We start from the raw sequence: 19,855 nt of genomic DNA, 5'->3' as shown, positions 1-19,855 counted from the left end.
CGAGTCTTCCGTGAGACGCCTGGCTGCCTGGGGTGTTTTCCACGACTTTCTTACACCCTGATCGCTTTCCCTACGAATGATAAGAGTCTATTTATGAGTACTGTTCGAACGCGTTTTGCTCCCAGTCCTACAGGCTATATGCACATTGGAGGCATGCGGACCGCGCTCTTCAACTGGCTCTGGGCAAGACACAATGGGGGACAGTTTATTCTCCGCATTGACGATACCGACCAGGAACGTAATCTGTCAGAGGCACTCGGTCCCATTCTGCAGGCCTTTAAATGGCTGGGACTCGACTGGGATGAAGGTCCCGAAGTGGGCGGCTCGCATGGTCCCTACTTTCAGTCCGAACGAAATGATCTGTATCGCGGTGCCGTCGACAAGTTACTGGCAGCCGGGAAAGCGTATCGGGATTATGATACCCCGGAGCAGATTCAGGCCGACCGCGAAGCCACCAGTCAGGAAAAGAAAAACTATCTGAATATCCGTCGTTCCCTGGAACTGACCGAGAGTGAACTAGAGCAGTATGCAGCGGAAGGGCGTCCGTCGGTAGTTCGTCTGCTGGTTCCCCGTGATCAGAAAATTCAGATTGATGATGCCGTGCGTGGTCGAGTGGAATTTGATGCCGGACTGATGCCCGATCCGGTCATCCTCCGCGGAAATGGAACGCCGCTATATAATCTGGCAACCGTCATCGACGATGCACAGATGCAGATCTCGCATGTCATTCGAGCAGAAGAGCATCTTTCCAATACTCCGGTCCAGGTACTGATTTATCAGGCGTTGGGGTACGAGTTGCCTCAATTCGCCCACATCCCGTTTGTGGCAGCGCCGGGTGGGAAAGAAAAACTGGGTAAGCGAAAGCTCGATAAATACCGCAAGAGCCCGCAGTTCAAGAAAATGTTCGATAAGGCGGAAGCCGTTTTCCCGCGGATTGGTCTGGAAAACGCCGGCGGGCTGGATCCGGTAATGGTCGAATATTACGAAAAGATCGGCTACCTGCCCGAAGCGATTCTGAATTCTCTGGCGCGGCTGGGCTGGTCGTTGGATGATAAGACCGAATTTATGTCATTAGAGACGATTGTCGAGAACTTTACCCTCGATCGGATTGTCAAAGCTGCTGCAGGTCTGGATCCCGATAAGTTACTCAACTTTCAGTCACATTGGATGAATCAGTTGTCACTGGAAGAAAAAATCGAACATTGCAGTCCCTATCTGGAGAAAGCGGGTCTGGTAGAAGATGCCAGCCAGCCTGAAGTGAAAGAGCGGATCAGTCGCGTGATTGTCGGCATGGAAGACCGTTTGAAAGTGGCCAGTGATATTCTGGAGTTCGACGAGTTTTTTGTGGCCGACGATCAACTGGAATATGATGACAAAGCCTTTAAAAAGCGGATTCAGAAATCGGAAGAAGCAGTAGCGCTGTTAGAAAAGTTTAAGGGTCAGCTGGCTCAGGCGGACGATTTCTCTGCGTCGGCCCTCGATCAGTTGCTGCATGAATTCGTGGAAGCCGAAGGAATTGGCATGGGACAGATCATTCATGCCCTGAGAGTTGCCGTCAGCGGCAAAGGAACCGGAATCGGGATGTTTGATTGCCTGTCGATTCTGGGAAAAGAGAGCTGTCTCAGGCGAATCGATCGGGCGATTGGTCTCACGCAGAATGTCTGAGTCGCGCTGAAAACAAAATACAGGCATGGCCTGTCACTGAAGAATTCCATTAAGGAGTAAGGGATGTCAACTCCCGAAGAAACGAAGTCAACCGATTTCATTCGTACGATCATTCAGGAAGATAACCGCAGGGGCAAACATGATGGCCGTGTGATGACACGCTTCCCCCCTGAGCCTAACGGATATCTGCACATCGGTCATGCCAAGTCGATCTGTCTGAACTTTGGGATCGCCAATGAAAATCCCGGGGGGCTCTGTAATTTGCGGTTCGACGATACGAACCCTGAGAAAGAAGATGTCGAATACGTTGACTCTATCAAAGAAGACGTGCGCTGGCTCGGCTTCGACTGGGAAGATCGAGAATATTTTGCCTCCGATTATTTTGATCAACTGTTTGAACACGCCGTGAGGCTGATCAAAAAAGGGAAAGCCTACGCCTGTGACCTGCCTGTAGACAAGATGCGCGAGTACCGCGGGACCGCTACCGAACCTGGTAAACCCAGTCCGGGACGATCACGGTCTGTCGAGGAAAATCTGGCGCTGTTCGAACGCATGAAGAATGGCGAATTCAAAGAAGGGGAATACGTACTCAGAGCAAAGATTGATCTGGCCTCACCGAATTTTCACATGCGTGATCCTGTCATCTATCGCGTTCGTCATGTACATCACCACCGGACCGGGGATAAGTGGTGCATTTATCCCATGTACGATTACACGCATTGTATTTCCGATTCGATTGAAAAGGTCACTCACTCAATCTGTACGCTGGAGTTTGAAGATCATCGACCACTCTACGACTGGATTCTGGAAGAACTGGAAATCTTTCATCCTCAGCAGATCGAATTCGCGCGACTCAACATGACTTATACCGTGATGAGCAAACGCAAGCTGCTGGAACTCGTCAAAGGCGATTATGTTTCCGGCTGGGATGATCCTCGTATGCCCACAATTTGTGGCATGCGAAGACGCGGTGTTACTCCCGAGTCGCTGCGGGCGTTCTGTAAAACGATCGGTGTCACTAAATTTAACTCAATGACCGATAAAGTGGTACTGGAAAACTGCATTCGCGATCATCTGAATCAGACTGCCCCCCGTGTGATGGGAGTTCTGCATCCATTACGGGTGGTGATCGACAATTATCCGGATGACACATCAGAAGAACTCGATGCGGTCAATAATCCCAATGACGAATCTGCGGGAACCCGGAAGGTGCCGTTCTCCAAGGTGATCTACATCGAAAAAGAAGACTTCATGGAAGACCCTCCGAAGAAGTTCTTTCGATTGTCTCCCGGCAAGGAAGTACGACTGCGGTATGCTTATTTCGTGACATGTGTCGATGTGATCAAAGACGAAAACGGAGAGGTCATTGAATTGCATTGCACGTATGATCCCGAAACCAAAGGGGGGGATGCTCCCGATGGCCGCAAAGTCAAAGCAACTCTGCACTGGGTTTCAGAAGCACACGCGCTGGATGCAGAAGTCAGGCTGTACGATCACCTGTTTAGTACGCCTGATCCGGAAGATGTTCCTGAAGACGTTGATTACAAAACCAATCTGAATCCACATTCCCTGCAGGTTTTGAGTGGATGCAAACTGGAGCCCAGCCTGAAAGAGGCGGAGCCGGGAAGCCGCTTTCAGTTTGAACGACTGGGGTATTTTTGTGTCGATTCCCGCGAATCCACCCCCGGAAAGCCAGTTTTTAATCGTACGGTGACTCTGCGTGATACCTGGGCCCGACTGGAAAAACAGTTGGAGAACCAGCCGAAGGGCAAATAATCAGGCGCAAAAAAAAACACTCGTCGAACTGAGGTTCGACGAGTGAGCCCATGCACTTCAAAGTGCTCATGTTTTAACTTTGAGTTATGGTGTTCGCTGTGCTACGGTAATATCGCTGTTCGCAGTGACCGGAGCTGACTGTTCAGGCCGAGGAACCCGGCGGGTCCAGCCACTGGCACGAACGATCGATGGCAGTGGTCTCTCTGTAGTATCAGGTTCATATCCGGCACGACGTGTGGGAGGGAAGGCCGGTGCTGTTGATTCCTGAGGAACTTCGTACGAAGAGCGACGGAACGAAGAATCGTCATCCAGGCTGGATCGTCGAGGATCAGAAGCAGGATCACGTTTGTATGGTTCCCCGTTTGCATCAAACGAGTCATCATATTTTTTCTTGTTCAGAGCCGAACGTTGACGGACAGGCTGTGGTGCTTCTGCTGAAATGTAAGGTTCAGGTGAAGGCAGTAAAGCGGTAGTCGTTCCATTGAACCCACCATTGGATGGATACACATAAGCAGTCCGAGTAGTAGGTATGGATCGCATGACGGTGACCGGTTTCATTGCCGTCACAGTGGTTTTCACATAGCGTGTTGAGTTCACGGCAACCTTGCGAGTTGTGGTGTAGGGAACCATTTTCGCAACATTGTATGTCACTTTCCGAGACTGTTGCACGGCGACCTGTCGTGTGACGGGGACGTTCTGCACAACAACGTTGGGAACATAGTGACGTGTGGTCTTGTATTGAGGAGTGAATGCCATTCGCATCGAGTAACCGGTACGATTCATCCAGCCCATTAAATTCGGGCGGTTGTCGTAGTTACAGGGAGTAGTACGAGGGATACACTGACGTTGAGTAACCCAGCGTCCCATGTCCTTCTGCACCTGGCGGCACTCGGTGACATTCTGGTATGTGGTGCAGGGAACATCAACGGTTCTCGGCTCCATCACCTGACGATAGGCAGTCACCTGCTGATCGACGTATTTGGTTTCAACGACTGGTTTCATCACAGTCTGCTGGACAGGTCGATACTCGGTGACAGGAACCTGACGATAGGTTGTCTGGGTCACTGGAATCGGACACTGCACCACAGGTTGTGGACAACAGTTTTGCACGACCGGCGGTGGTGCACAGGAATTACAGTTGTTAAAGGGCAGCCACTGAGCCTGAGCAGTACCTGCAGCCAATGAAAAACATGTAATTCCCACTACGGGAATCGAACGAATGACGCTTTTTAACATGAGCATGTCCTACAAAGAGAGTCTTTGAGAGGGGGTATTTAATGGAGTCAATGTGAAGTGTGCAACATCTGACAGCTAAGGCTTGCTGCCGAATCATTGCGATGGGGCAGGTTTTTTATGAAATATTGAAAATGGGGTCAAGTGGGATTCCACAAAATGCCGATACCCGTGCTTCTGTTTAATGGGTTATTGGTGCTAATCTGCTGTTTTCAAAAGAGTTACGAGATTCCTTCCTTTTTATGGGATTGAGGGAGCCTCCAAAAAATTAAAGCAGGATCAAAGGGATTGAGCGAGAATGTTGATCTCATTGATACCAGATTGCCGATGAAATCCCTGTTATCGGGCAAATTACGTACGTCAATTGCGGAGATTCCTCCCTGATGACTTCAAATATTTATATGATCAGCGTTTTATTAAAGTTTTGGTTTTAATGGACTTACACCTTTAATACAAACAAGATTCATGTTGCCGGCAATACGGAGATTGCTGTAAACTCACAAGTTCGTAATACGCGAAATGCTCTCATAGACTCGATCCCTTCACTTCTGCCCGGTTGTTTAGATCGAACGAGAGATCGACTTAAGTAACACACGGAAGTGTTCTGTGGATAATCTCTCCCCCGACAATCAGGAACGATCTTTCCTCAGCGAGACTCTGGCTGCGATGACACAGTTTGTGATCACGCATTCCAAATTCAGTCTGGCCTTTGCGCTGATCGTCTCGATTGGCTGTGTACTGCTGACGGTATTCCGCCTCGAATTCAAAACAGATCGCGCTGATTTAATCGACCCGACGGCCGCCTTTCATAAGAAATGGATCAACTACACCGAAAGCTTCGGCAGTTCGTCTGACCTCGTGTGTGTGGTCGAAGCAGATTCACCTGAATCCATTAAATCTGTATTACGAATACTGGGTCAGCGCATTGAAAAGCATCCGGAGCTGTTCGAAAATCCGTTGTATCAGATTAATCCGGGCGACTTACCCTCGAAAGGGCTTCAGTATTTAACGCCACGTCAGTTACAGGCGGGTTTGAATCGACTTGATGAATATGGGCCGATCTACCGCAATGGACGTTGGGATCTGACTCAGGTCGATCTGCTCTATGATCGCCTGCGTTATCAGATTCAGTCACGCTCAGCAAGTTATCGTGGTGCTGACACAGATCAATACCTGGAACCTCTGTTTCAGCATGCCGCCATACTATCCAGCAGCATGTCACGGTTTTTGGCTGATCAGAACGATTTCCGGTCTCCATGGCCTTCCATTGTTCCCGTGAATGAACGCATGCGTGAACGCTCTCGTGAAGTGATCTACCTGCTCAATGAAAACGGTACGATGGGCTTCCTCAAAGTATTTCCCGTTCATCAGGAAGATGGTTTTGACGGTGCCACCAAAGCCATTGAAAAGATGCGTGGTATTATTGGTGAAGTGGTCGCTGAAAATCCGGAAGCCAAAATCAGCTTGACCGGAATCCCGGTTCTTGAGAATGACGAGATGCGTAAGTCCAAAGCGGACATGATCAACGCTTCGATCATTTCCTGCTTTGGGGTGGGGCTGTTATTGTTTATCGGATTTCGTGGTTTTCGTCATCCCTTACTGACGCTCACCATGCTGGCTGCCGGGATGGCGTGGGCCTTTGGTTATACCACTCTGACGATTGGCCACCTGAATATTCTCTCGATCTCGTTTGCGGTCATATTGATTGGTCTCGGTATCGATTTTGGAATCCATTATCTGGCAAAATATATTGAACTGCGGCATCGGGGGGAAGACCTCGAGCCAGCACTACTGATGACATCCCGGACGGTAGGCACGGGGATCGTGACTGCTGCGATCACAACTGCGCTCGCGTTTTATTGTGCCGGTTTAACACCATTCCTCGGGATCGCAGAACTTGGCTTTATTGGCGGCGGCGGAATCCTGTTGTGTGCGGTTGCCACATTCATTGTTTTGCCCGCACTGCTTTCACGGGCAGATAAGGACGTGGAAGTCAAACAGATGCCGACCCCTTTTCAGGGCAAATGGCTGCAGAAAATGATCATTCGCTTCCCGCGGTCCGTCGCAATCGTATCTCTGGCGATCGTCGCGTTCTGTGCCAGCCAGATGGTACACAAGACCGATGACGGCTGGAGTTCCAAAGTCGTTTACGATTACAACCTGCTGAACCTGCAGGCTTCTGGACTGGAATCGGTAGAGATTCAGAAACGTATCTTTAATGATGCCCAGAATTCACTGTTATTCGCGGTCTCGGTGGCTGACAGCCCTGAAGAAGCCCGAGAGCTGCGTAAGAAATTCGAAGCCCTGCCTGCCGTTCATCATGTTGAAGAACTCGCTTCACGTGTCCCCGCTCATTCCTCACAGGAAACCAATCTGCTCGTGCAGTCCTATCGCGCACAACTGACACACTTACCTCGTGAAGTCCCGCAGGTGAATCGACTGAATCCCTCGACGATTGGACGCAAGCTGGAACAGTTTTATGTTCTGTTGTCTCGTTATAACCATCCCACAGCCCAGACGACTGCCCGGATGCTCGATCAGTTTCTCAATCGTTTTGAATCGATGACTCTGACTCAGCAGTCCCGCTTTCTGGATGAATTCCAGTATCGAACAACGGCTTCCCTGCTGGGACAGTTCCAGGCTTTACGGGGGGCCTCAGATTCGACCCCGGTCCGTTTTTCTGACCTTCCCCGTTCCTTAACTTCACGTTTTGTCAGTGCAGAAGGAAAATGGTTGATTCAGGTTTATCCCCGTGATCATATCTGGGAGATCGAACCTCTGGAAGAATTTGTGAAAGAGGTCCGTTCGGTTGATCCCGATGTGACAGGTACCCCTTTACAGAATTACGAAGCAGCCCAGCAGATCAAACTGAGTTACAAGACCGCTTCCATTTATGCGTTGGCTGTGATTTGTATTGTGTTGTTAATCGATTATTTGAGCCGCAGCCATGCAGCGATGGCATTGCTCCCCTCGGTGATTCTGGCGGTCTGTACCTGGTTTATTCTGTTCAATCGGGGGACTCCGATCAGCGTCGAAGCAGCGATCGGCATGTTTCTGATCATGAGTTTTGGAGTCTCCTTTGTTTTAGATCGCAGTAGTGTCTGTCATGCATTACTCACCATGCTGCCGCCTGTCGTTGGGGGGATTGTCATGTTTGGAATTCTGGCGATGACTTCGATCGATCTGAATCCTGCTAATCTGATTGTGTTGCCCTTAATATTAGGGATTGGCGTCGATGACGGTGTGCACGTGGTGCATGATTTCCGTATGAGAAAAGGCCCCTATAAGACTTCTCCCAGCACCATCAATGCGATTGTGATGACTTCCCTGACCTCCATGATTGGCTTCGGCAGCATGATGGTTGCCACGCATCGTGGTCTCTATAGCGTGGGGCTGGTCCTGGTCATTGGTGTTGCCTGCTGCCTGTTTATCTCACTGGTGACTTTACCGGCACTCTTGACCTGGATCTCTAATCGTCAGGAAGCTACTGATTCCATCATCATGGATGACGAAGACGACACCCAGCGGAATCGCAAGAAGAAGCGACAAAATCAGGAACGAATGGAAGCCGCTGCCTGATGCTGCTTACATGATCCAGCCGCCACCCAGTACGCGGTCTGCATCATAGAGTACCACTGCCTGACCGGGGGCCACACCGTATTCCGGATCGTCAAAGGTGACACGGAAGCGATCCTCGTCCAGAATTTCGACTAAGCAATCCGCTTCTTTGTGCTGATAACGTATTTGTGCCTGACAGCGAATTTCTGAGCCAGGGTCATCAATCAACCAGTTGGAGCGGTTCGCTTCCAGAGAGTTGCGTGCCAGTTCATCCCGGGTGCCGATCACCACGCGATTCGTTTCCGGTTCGATTTTGATCACAAAGCGGGGCGTACCAAAGGCAACGCCCAGACGCTTGCGCTGACCGATCGTATAATTCTCATAGCCGGTATGCTGTCCTACGACATTACCACTGGTATCAACCATTTCACCCGCGGTTTCCTGCGGACCCCGATAGCGATTTAGAAAGCCAAAGTAGTCGTTATCGGGAATGAAACAGATTTCCTGACTGTCTGGTTTATTGGCCGTGCGCAGCCCGGCTTCCCCGGCCATCTCACGGATTTCCGGTTTGACGAATCCACCCACGGGAAAGATAATTTTATCGAGCAGTTCACGATTGATTCCGAACAGCACGTAGGACTGATCTTTCGATCGGTCGAGGCCTCGCATCAGGGCTGGCTGGGTTTCGCCGGGAACGGACGTCAGTTGAGCATAATGGCCCGTGGAAATATAGGAGGCCCCTACCTGTTCTGCAAAATCCCAGAGCTTGCCGAATTTCAGCCAGTTATTGCACATCACACAAGGGTTGGGAGTACGGCCCGCCAGGTATTCATCGGCGAAGTAATCTTTGATCCGTCCGAAAGCATCCTTGAAATTCAAGGCATGAAAGGGGATATCCAGCATATCAGCCACACGACGGGCATCTGCCGCGTCACTGGCCGAGCAGCAGCCCTGCTTGTGCGCTTTGAGATTCAATACAGGCAGGCTCTGTTTGTCTTCCGTTGCGCAAGCCGTTTCCTCAGTCGCGCCGGACCGCATGAACAGTCCGATGACTTCATAACCCTGTTCCAGTAATAAATGAGCGGCTGCGGAACTGTCCACACCACCACTCATTGCCAGGACAACACGCTGAGACATATCAAAATAACTCGATGTAATATACTGTAATTGTCGGGAAACTCAGCCCTATTATAGACGGCTCCCGGAATGATCACAGTTAAGTGGACTGCTGAAAGCAGCGAATTCAAATGAAATCGGGCATTTTTGGCTAGACTGTGTCCAGTTTTACTGTAGCGTCTCCAGAGCCATTTGGACCGAGTATAATAGATCGTGAGACGCTATGAATAAATGTGATGCGATTTCGCTTAAGATCCTCAGTTCGCTTCCAGGTCCAGATGTTGCGCTTCGGGAATCTGACGCTGGATTTCCGCTTCAATTTTATCAATTTCATCCGCCAGCATCGTCAAAACATCTTCAGTATAGTTCTGACAAAACAATTCGAAATCCTGTTCGCTTTTAATTTCGGGATATGCGGCCAATGTTTTTTTCTTAAGGCGTTTAAACAGTTCCCGGGAATTAAAGCTGAGATCTGCTTTGATACGATAATTATCAATGGAAAGAATGCGTGAGCGGAGATCGATGACATCTTCTACTAATGGATTATTTTTCAGGATACGTACGACCTGTTCTCGGGTTTGGGGAGGAATACTGGGCCCGACCAGCAACTCCTGATTGCGAATGATCAACCAGACTGCGATGCCCCCCAGCAGCACACCAATACCAATGGAACCAATGGCATCCCAGTAATGATGCCCTGTGATCTGGGTCAGCATGATCGCGATTAATGCGATGATCACACCCACACAGGCGGCACCGTCTTCAAGGATGACAGCGACCGCAGCCGGGTCTGCTTCTTTGCGCAGATATTGATGGAACGGCCGACCTTCCCGGGCTGCATTCTTCCATTCCCCTTTCAGTGCCAGGAAAAAGACGATGCCATCAATCACCAGGGCAAAGAGTAGGGCGGCAATAGCCCATTTCATTTCTCCCAAAATCAGTTCGGGTGGATGGAACAGGGACTGCACACCATGATAAATGGTAACGCCACAACCCAGAAAGAAAATACCGACAGCTGAAATGAGTGCCCACACATACCGCTCACCTGCATAACCGTATTCAAATCGTTTATCAGGTGCCTGATCAGCGCGGACCAGGCCAATCAGCAACAGTACCTGATTCAAAAAGTCAGCGACTGAGTGAATCGTTTCTGACAGCATGGCGCCGGAACCGGTGATCAGAAATGTTGCTCCCTTAACAACGGTGATTACGGCATTTCCGATCAAGGCCGCAATCACTGCGAACCGGGAGTTGCTTTGCGCCATTCTTTACTGCTCCACTTCAAGAATTCATTCGAAATTTAATCTGTCAATAAATTAACAGAAAAGAGAGGAGAGTTCTATTCGGTGTGGCGCAAAAAAAGCCCTTTGAGCAGGTACTCAAAGGGCTTTCTGAAAGAGATCGTCTATTTATTTGGCTGTACTGGCCTGGGCATTATTGAGTTGTTTGGAGAATTCAATTTCAGCCTGCCAGCGTTTGACTTCATTCTGAGCAGCCGCTAAAGCTGTTGCAGCGGCATTGGCGGCATTTTGTGAAGCCGTTGCTTTATCGGTCGCTGGTTTGAGTGTCTTCTGAAGCGCTACGACTTTGGCTTTGGCGGTGTTCAATGCATCCGTCGTCTGCTTGATTTGCGGCGTGTATTGAGCAATCTTTGCCTGATTGTCTTTGACCGCGGCTTGATGGGCTGCCAGAGTTTTCTGTTCTGCGGCTTTAGCAGCTTCGCGTTTATCAACGGCAGCTTTCAGTTTTGCAGCCGCTTCTGCCAGTTCTTTATCTCCCGCAACCTGTTTGCTGATCGCATCTGCTTTCGCATGGGCTTCTTTAATCGCGGGGAGCGGAGTATCAATCGCTTTGATCTGGTTTGTGGAATTTGTTGCGCCTGCCTGAGCTGCTGCCAGAGCTTTTTGAGCAGCTGCCAGATTTGCATTCAAACCATTTAAACCGTTTTGCAGATCAGTCTGCTGTTTCTGTGTGGCTGCGATATCAGCGTTGATTTTAGCGACCGCTGCCTGATCTGCCTGAGCAGCGGCCAGCAGTTTCTGATGATTGGCCTGGCTGGTCTGAACGCCAGCAGTCGCTGCGGTCAAACGCGATGACAGAGGTACTGGATTGGCTGAGAGCGCACCGACTTCTTTCCCGTCGGCAGCATTCCAGACTTTAACCTTGCCGGTCCAGTCGCTGGCAATCACACGATTAGTTTCATCACAAATCGTCACACTGACTGCAATATCTCCAAAAGCAGGGAGTGCCTTCAGCTGTTTTCCTGCCTGATCCCAGACCTTGGTGACACGGTCACGACCACAGGTTACCAGGCGGCCATCGCGGGCGAATTCGACACTCGAAGTTCCGCCGCCATGGGCATTCCAGGATTTGATATTCGTACCGTTTTGCACTTCCCAGAGTTTCACAGACTGGTCTTCACTACTGGTTGCCACCAGGTTTGAATCGGAACGCCACGTGATTCCTGTGATGCCCCCTTTATGGCCTTTCAGTGTCAGATATTCATTGCCAGAGGCAGCTTCCCAGACAAAGGCGCCGCCGTTACGATCTCCGGAACAGAGCAGAACGGAATCGGGGCTGAAAGACAGGCCAGTCATCCAGTCCGTATGTTTACGGATTTCATAGGCGAGTTCGCCATTACTGGTTGAGTACACGCGAATGACTTTACTCGGGCTACCCAATGCGATGAATCTCTGATCGGAACTGATGTCTGCACACAGAACAGTGTCGAGTTCATCACCTACTTCAAACAGACGTTTGCCGGTTTTTACGTCCCAGACAACAACACGACCACTGGCAGCAGCATGCCCGCCACCTGCCAGCAAGAGACTGCCGTTACGGCTGAATTTCAGCACATGCGGGACACCTTCTGGAAAAGGCAATACCCCCAGAAGTTCGAGAGTTTTTGTGTTATAGAGCAGAATCTGCTTCTGACCTGCGACGGCAGCTAATGGTGACCAGGGATTGGTCGCGAGTGCAGTAACAGTGGTCGAGAGACTCGTATGGACGATAGGTTCCAGGCTCAAACGGGGTGGCATCGGCGGTGGTCCATCCGGTTTGCCGGAAGAGGCACCTTTCAGCGCGAAATCGAATTTCGGTTTTTTGATGGTTACTTTACTGCCCGCATTTTCGGGAGCACCGGAACTGATCCATTCCTGGATGAGTGCAAGTTCATTTGCAGGCAATTTGTCTGCTTTCGGAGGCATGAAGGGTTCAGATTCATGTGTGACCAGCATATACAGATAGCTGCCTTCTGCATCACCGGGTTCGACAGATTCTCCAGCAGCTCCCCCCTGCATCAGACCTGTATAGTTGGTCAGATCCAGACCGGAGGCTTTTTTGTCTGTATTGTGGCAGGCAAAACATTTGGCCCGAAAGATCGGTTTGATATGCTCATCAAAAGTGATCTTCGGTTTTTTCTTGACATCCTCTTTTTTCTCTTCGGCTAAAACCGGAGTAGAAAATAGCGCGATCGAAACCATACCGGCAGCAATCAGACTGCATCTGGTAAGCTTGTGCCATTCATTAGAAAGTAAGTATTTCATTATCGTAACCATATTTTGTCTGAAGTCTGTCGAAGCAGGCCCCGGTGTTAGTTCTATCGATCAGAAAAGTTAGACTGTGTCAGTTTAACAGTAGCGTCTTCAGGACCATTCGGACCGAGTATCATAAATTGAGAGACAGTATGCTTAAATTCGATGTACTCTAGTGGTTGAAGATGAATTCTCGTGAGTTCAAAAGAGACCAGAATACATCGTTCAAAGTATTCGTTTCGTCTTTCTTGTTTTCATCCAGAACCTGGACGAGCGAGGAATATTCTTTATCCGTCGGTTTTCGGCTCAGGCAGGTGATATACATCTCATCAATAACTTCCAGCGGCTTCTTACCTGCTTTCAAGCGGGATTCTACAAATTTACCCTGGACGATTTTCTGGTTGACGGTATCCCCATTCAACAGATGCAATGCTTGTGACAGGCTGGGTTCCATCCGCACTTCGCAGGAGCAGACCGTGTCGCGTTTTGCACGACCGAAGGTTGTCAGGAAGTAGTTTGATGTGTTCCCGTCGGCGATCTGAACAGCACGTGCACCCAGTGGCAACCCACGAAATTTATTCGGGGCACTGGTGACCTGTGAAATACAGTCCAGCAGAATTTCCGCTCGCAGACGACGAGGTTGTGCATGCGAGAAATTTGTCAGATCACGCTCGTTGGAGGGGTTAGTCTGTGTCGATAGCTGATAAGTCCGCGAAGTGCAGATATCACGCACCAGCTTTTTGAAGTCATAATTGTAATCGGTAAATCGTTTCGCCAGTTCGTTCAGCAGTTCCGGGTTGACCGGTGGGTTACTGACGCGTACATCATCCACTTCGTTGATAATCCCTTTCCCAAAGAAGTGCGCCCAGACAATGTTACTCAGATTAGCAGCAAAGTAGGGATTCTCAGAAGATGCCAGCCAGTTTGACAACACGACCCGACGGTCTTTACCACGCGTATCAGGCTGGGCGCCACCCAGAAACTTAGGCTGCATGACCCGGTTATCTACTGCGTGCCGGACTTCTCCGCTGCCGCGGTTGTAGATGATTGATTCACGAGGATCTTCACTTCCTTTACGACCGACCTGAGAAAAGAAGGCAGCAAAGCTGTAATAATCATCCATCGTCCAGCGGTCAAAGGGATGGTTATGGCATTGAGCACATTGAATCCGCATGCCCATGAAGACCTGGGCCACGTTTTCAGATACTTTGAGTGTGTCCCGTTCGTTTTCATAATAGTTGGTTGCGGCATTCGCAAAGGTACCACCAGTGGAACCCAGCAGTTCCTGAACCATTTTGTCGATAGGAACGTTAGTAGCGATGCGTTCCTGTAACCAGTTATAGTAGAGCAGGGCCGACTTGTAACTGATGCGGTTATTAACCGTCCGAATCTGCAGTAACTCTGACCATTTCATCACCCACATTTCCACAAACTCTTTTCGGTTCAGCAACTGGTCGACCAGCTTTTCCCGTTTTTTGGGATCTTTGTCGGCAACGAAGGTGTTGAACTCTTCAATCGAAGGCATGATGCCACAAATATCCAGGCTGGCACGACGCAGGAATTCTGCATCAGAGCAGAGCTCGGAAGGTATCACACGTAGCTTTTTGAGTTTGTTGTGAATGAGGGTATCAACATAGTTATGCTCAGGAACGTTAGGCCATTCAAAATCCAGTCCTTTGGGAAGTACGACAAAATGTGACCCGACTGTGTGAGTATCAAAGCGTGCCATGATGAAGGCTTCACCACGATTATTGGCGGTGATCAGACCGTCTTTTGTAATGGTCGCCGAGTTATCGTTATTGGATGAGAAAAATGCCAGCGTTGTTACATCTCGCGTAGTGCCATCCGAATAATGAGCCAGGACTGACACCTGCTGAGTAGTATCTTTACCATCCAGTACGCCACCTTCAGGATAGATTTCCACTTTTGTGACGGTCGGAATTTCGCCGGCATCATAAGGGGCACCTGCCTGTAACCAGCGGAGCGTGGCGTTGTAGTGCTCGGAATCTTTTTCATACAGTTTTCCACCCGTATGGGGGACTGCGCCGGTTGCTTTTTCAAGTACCAGACTTTCGTGAGGCAGGCTCAGATTGATCCGACGCCCACTCAGTTCACGAGTCAGGCGGTTATAATCACCTTTGGGATCGAAGCCAAATAGAGACAGTCGGAATCCATCTTTTCCGCGGGCAGCACCGTGGCAGCTACCTGTATTACAACCCGCTCGCATGAATGTCGGCATCACGTCCAGATTGAAACTAATCGGACGATCCACTTTACCTTGCACGACTTTCGAGTGGAGTTTGACGTCTACACCGCCGAAGCTGGCGATGACATCGGTTTCGCCGTCGTTGTCCGGATAGACCATGTTTTTCTCAACACGTACGATACCGGGCTGAGCTGCTTTTAACTGGATCTGACTGGTTACATCGTGAGTCAGGCCATTATCGAAAACCGCCTGGGCAATCACCGATTGCCGATCGCGACTGGTAGTGAGTTGAATATCCGTGGGATACACATTTAGCTTCACCAGTTTCGGTGCTGGTTTTGCAGGGGCTGCTGGCTTGGCTTCCGCTGGTTTCGCGGGAGCCGGTTTTGCTGGCTCGGGTTTTGCTGGCGTTTTCTCATCTGCTGCAGAGAGAGAGAGTCCGCTGGCAAAAATAACCAGAGAGAGAACACTACCAGTTAATAGTCGATGACGCCACATAATTGAGAACCTTTATTCGTCAACAAAATCCAGTTGATGAAGGTAATAATAAACAGTCAAAATATTTTTGAAACCGCGCAATTTCAATCCGATTTATTTGGTACCGGATTCGAGTCGTTTCTGTGCATCAAGCCTGAGCTGTTCCAGTCTGGTTAACCGCTTAGGAGCTTCTTTTTTAGGCTCCTCTTTTTTGGCGACCGTGGCAGGTTTGGCTGGCTCATCTTTCTTGGGAGGAGCCGGTTTATCAATTCGCAATTCAGTACGACCGGTCGTATGAACAACGTTTTCCCCGTTGATCGGGATTTCTACCTGGCAGAACAGACTCTTATGCCGTCCCTGGGGAGAAGCCGGATCCGTTTTGACTTTAAAGACCAGTTCTTTGCTCTCTTTATTGAAAGAGATATCTTCCGTCGTCACTTTCGGAGGCAGGCCAACCAGTTTAATCTTGGCATCACCATCGAACGGGTTCTTCATATTCACTTTGCAGATGATCTCCGTTTCCTGCCCCTGTTCGACTGCTGTTCGAGCCAGGTCGAGATCTACAAATGAATCTGCTACTTCCAGAGGAGCCAGCTGAGAAGAAACCCAGGCGTTACCTCCGACATTGGCAGAGCCGATGACAAAGACCTTCCATTTTTTCATTTCTGCTTTGCTATTGGCATTGATCGGATAGAAGACTTCATTTTTCCCCTTGGGGATTGTGACCCGACTGGAAGCCCCTACTCCTGGTGGACGGAAAGGAAACTGCAGTGTAATGGGTTCATCAAAACCTTCTTTACGAGTCACTACCACTTTCAACTGCATGGAGCCATTGCGTGTCAGCGGCGCTTTCGGTTCGACGATATCCAGTTTAAAGGGGAGTTCCTCAACAACCACTACGGGAATTTGAGCAACATCTTTCAGCCACAGTAACTGATTATTTCGGACACGAACCAGGTCAGCCCGGTTTGTGAAAACACCTGAAATATTCTGCTTGGGATCAGCGTGACGGCCGGTAAGTGCGATGAGCTCACCTTCCACTGGAGCATCAGCGGCTGCTTCGAAAACAACAGGCATTGTTGTCAGATTGGCTGCCATGGGCTCAGCGATGACCTTGATTCCTTTGGGGAAGTTAGAAGTATCGAGGGCGATTTCGCCACCGAAGTTGCTTCGCTTGGCACTGACGATAGCAGCAAATCGATTACCACGTGCCACAACAATTCGCTGACGTTCCTGTGAATAGCGGGCATTGCGGGGAATCCCCAGTTCCAATTCAGGTGATACAGGCAGCATCTCGATTCGGTAAACAAAATCTTCACCACCACGAGAGAGATGGTCTGTGATGGAAATAGCGTATTCACCGTCAGCCGGGAATTTGTAACGGAAGTAACTGTCCGGTCCACGGGAATCGTCGTTTCCACCGAGCCGCTGTGATTTCGCATTGTACAGATTCACGACAGGATCCAGTGGAGAACGAATACGACGGGCGTAACATTCGATTTCCAGAGTCTGGTTTTTTTTTGCCTGGAATTTGAAGAAGTCGATATCGCCTTCTTTTTCAATGATCCCGTTGAAAGCATTGGGTAACGCTGCTGCGGATGCCGATTTGAGATCGTTATTGGGTTCCTGTTCCATGGAGTTACCATGGGGGAACAGGCGAAAAACATTTCCTGAAGGGGCACTGCCACCGGCATCGGAAGCAAACAGTTCGAATTCCGCGTCTGGTTTATCGGGGAGTTGGAACTCCTGAACCAGATTATCGATTGTGTTTCCTTTAAATGTGACCTGCTGCTTCGTACCCAGTTGTCCCCCTGCCGGATAAACGGCTGTGGGGCGCGGGTAAGTTCCCACGTGCAATCGGTAGAACGCAGCACCGTTTCCACCATAAGAGCTGTCACGGACGAGAATGGTATATTTCCCGTCAGCAGGAGCAACTACTGAAATAGCCGCATCATTTCGCAGCAGGGGCAGGTCGTCTTCTGCTTTGAGTTCAAAGCGTTTCTCATCCAGAATGGCGATGTACGGATCAAACAGAGTCGTAGCCAGGCGAATGCCTTCAATTTCTGCTGAGATCCGCTGACCTTTTTTTGCAGTGACAATATAGTGATCGACGTCTTCGTTCTGAACAATCCCTGTGACGGTATGATTCAGTTCGATTGGCTGGGGTGTTTCGAATTCGCTGTTGGGTTCTTTCTCTGCCACTTCAGGGAACTGTCCGACCCAGAAGGTTTTGTAGTCGGAAACACCACTTTTGGTCCGAACCTGAAATGTATGTTCGCCCAGGGCACAGTCGGGGGCAATTTTAACGATGGCAGTGCAGATATTTGCATTTTTAGGATTTGCTTTGATTTCTTTAAATTCAAATCCTTTTTTGTAGGACAGAATTTCGACTGCGTCAGAAAGTCGGGCTCCAATGAACGTAAGACTGACTTCTGTTCCACGTTGACCGCCTCGAGGACGAACGTAGTTCAGTCCCGGGTCCGCAGCCCATGCTGGAGCAACCAGCAGTAAGCCCAGTGCGATAGTCAAAACTCCGGTGCAAACAGACCTGTACTTCTGCAGCATCACGGTTCCCCCCTTGGAATGTTGATGTTCGAGAATCAGTATTTTTTCCGTTTGAATAAGAATGTCAGCATGGGAACAGGCGTCCCCATGCTAACAATTCTGATTCGATTTACCTGCTGGCTTTCTAAGCCAGCAGGTCTTTGACAACTTTACCGCCATCGACAATCTCAATCGGACGATCACCGGGAGCCATCAGTTCTTTATCAGCGACAATACCCATGCAGTGGTAAATGGTGGTTGCCCAGTCCATTACGGACAGCGGGTTGTCTTCGGGTTCACTGGCAATCGCATCGGATGAACCGTAGACGCTACCACCTTTAATACCACCACCAGCCATGACGACACTGAAGACTTTAGGCCAGTGGTCACGCCCGGCAGTTGCATTGATTTTTGGAGTACGACCGAATTCACTACAGACGCAGACCAGGGTGCTGTCGAGCAATCCACGATCATAGAGATCTGTAATCAACGTTGAGAACGCCTGATCGAAGGACGGTACATTGCGCTCGATACCGGTCTGAATCCGGTCGTGCATATCCCAGCCACCATAAGTCATGGTAACGAAACGTGCTCCGGCTTCTACCAGACGACGTGACAGCAGCATGCGAGCACCGGCCTGATTACGTCCATAAGCGTCTCTGACTTTGGCGTCTTCTTTATCCAGGTCAAATGCTTCCTGAGACGCTTTCGAAGAGACCATGTCATAGGCCTGTTTGTAGAAAGTATCGACGGCGTCGAGTGAATCTGCTTTTTCTTTGGAGACAAAGTGCTCGTTGACGGCACCCAGCAGAGAACGACGGCGGGTAAACCGGTTGTTGTCAACGCCACCAGGCAGGTTCAGGTCACGAACCTTGAATCCTTTGGAAGCAGGGTCTGCCCCCACACTGAAGGGGGCGAAAGAAGAACTCAAATAACCGGTTCCGGCGAACTCATTGGGCTGATTTGGAATACAGACATACTGAGGCATGCTGTTTTTAGGACCAAATTCATGCGTGACCACACTTCCCATACTGGGGAACTGCAGTGCGGGGCTGGGACGATAGCCGGTGAACATGTTATGTGTTCCCCGTTCGTGAGCCGCTTCGCCGTGTGACATGGAGCGGCATACAGTCAGCTTGTCCATGATTTTGGCTGTTTTCGCCAGCTTTTCATTGAAGCGTACACCTGCCACATTCGTGTCGATTGATCCCATGGGACCGCGGTACTCGACAGGAGCATAAGGTTTAGGGTCCCAGGTTTCCTGATGGGCGGCACCACCGGGCAGGTAAATGAAGATGACTGATTTCGCGGTACCCTCTTTTGACTCGTATTTTTTAATTTCTGCCTGGGCACTTTTCATACGGAGAAAATCAGGCAGAGTCAGGCCGATTCCACCTGCAAAACCAACATGCAAAAAGTCGCGACGTGATTGTCTCAAGCTCATAGTGAAATCTCCATTTTCGATTGTGGGGATAATTTGTGTCTGGTTGGTGGCTCTCAAGGGCCAGAGGCTTAACACTTGCAGTCAGGATTGAGCACTAAATCTTATCAGGTTGGAATATAGCCAGTTTTCACTGGCGGATGGCTCGGATCTACTCTTCTATCTGGCCCGAGTTAATAGTCAGGTGATTCTGGTAATGTGTCTAATATTATCACATGAATCCAGTAGGGGGAGGAATCGTTTTTAACCACCTGAGGGTATTATGCCAAATTCACTCGTTGGAATTCAAGGACAATTTTGAAATCC

Annotated in this window: 10 protein-coding genes; 3 read left to right on the top strand and 7 right to left on the bottom strand. The window is 49.7% G+C overall.

Annotated elements, in window-relative coordinates:
• The first annotated feature begins 93 nt into the window (after positions 1-93).
• Both gltX and Pan161_RS12100 read left to right on the top strand, forming a co-directional pair.
• Positions 94-1,665: a glutamate--tRNA ligase gene (gltX, locus tag Pan161_RS12105; RefSeq protein ID WP_145227123.1), complete on the top strand. Its 1,572-nt coding sequence runs from the start codon at positions 94-96 to the stop codon at positions 1,663-1,665.
• Positions 1,666-1,728: 63 nt separating this feature from the next.
• Positions 1,729-3,441, top strand: a complete 1,713-nt coding sequence (locus tag Pan161_RS12100; RefSeq protein ID WP_145227121.1) for a glutamine--tRNA ligase/YqeY domain fusion protein — start codon at positions 1,729-1,731, stop codon at positions 3,439-3,441.
• 84 nt (positions 3,442-3,525) lie between these two features.
• On the opposite strand, the gene Pan161_RS12095 is transcribed toward Pan161_RS12100, so the two are convergent.
• On the bottom strand, positions 3,526-4,677 hold the full coding sequence (locus Pan161_RS12095; protein ID WP_145227119.1) for a hypothetical protein: 1,152 nt from the start codon (positions 4,675-4,677) through the stop codon (positions 3,526-3,528).
• A gap of 603 nt (positions 4,678-5,280) precedes the next feature.
• On the opposite strand from Pan161_RS12095, the gene Pan161_RS12090 reads away from it, so the two are divergent.
• Complete coding sequence (locus tag Pan161_RS12090; protein ID WP_145227117.1) at positions 5,281-8,253, top strand: MMPL family transporter; 2,973 nt, start codon at positions 5,281-5,283, stop codon at positions 8,251-8,253.
• Between the two features lie 6 nt (positions 8,254-8,259).
• Here the strand turns inward: Pan161_RS12090 and mnmA are convergent, their stop codons facing one another.
• From mnmA to Pan161_RS12060, 6 genes are all read right to left on the bottom strand, one after another.
• Complete coding sequence (gene mnmA / locus Pan161_RS12085; RefSeq protein WP_145227115.1) at positions 8,260-9,369, bottom strand: tRNA 2-thiouridine(34) synthase MnmA; 1,110 nt, start codon at positions 9,367-9,369, stop codon at positions 8,260-8,262.
• Between the two features lie 236 nt (positions 9,370-9,605).
• A complete protein-coding gene (locus Pan161_RS12080) occupies positions 9,606-10,613 on the bottom strand; it encodes a cation diffusion facilitator family transporter (RefSeq protein WP_145227113.1) in 1,008 nt (335 codons plus the stop codon).
• Positions 10,614-10,757: 144 nt separating this feature from the next.
• Positions 10,758-12,893, bottom strand: coding sequence for a c-type cytochrome domain-containing protein (locus tag Pan161_RS12075; protein WP_197995841.1), 2,136 nt, complete (start codon positions 12,891-12,893; stop codon positions 10,758-10,760).
• Between the two features lie 160 nt (positions 12,894-13,053).
• The gene (locus tag Pan161_RS12070; protein WP_145227109.1) at positions 13,054-15,585 is read right to left on the bottom strand and encodes a DUF1549 domain-containing protein; all 2,532 of its coding nucleotides are present in this window, start codon (positions 15,583-15,585) and stop codon (positions 13,054-13,056) included.
• A gap of 93 nt (positions 15,586-15,678) precedes the next feature.
• Entirely contained in the window at positions 15,679-18,093 is a 2,415-nt protein-coding gene (locus Pan161_RS12065) for a PPC domain-containing protein (RefSeq protein ID WP_145227107.1), read from the bottom strand.
• Between the two features lie 160 nt (positions 18,094-18,253).
• On the bottom strand, positions 18,254-19,552 hold the full coding sequence (locus Pan161_RS12060; protein ID WP_145227105.1) for a DUF1501 domain-containing protein: 1,299 nt from the start codon (positions 19,550-19,552) through the stop codon (positions 18,254-18,256).
• Positions 19,553-19,855 lie beyond the last annotated feature (303 nt).

Source organism: Gimesia algae, assembly GCF_007746795.1.
Taxonomy (GTDB): Bacteria; Planctomycetota; Planctomycetia; order Planctomycetales; family Planctomycetaceae; genus Gimesia; species Gimesia algae.
The sequence above is the reverse complement of the archived record's forward strand: the minus strand, read 5'-3'. Positions and strand labels throughout refer to the sequence as shown.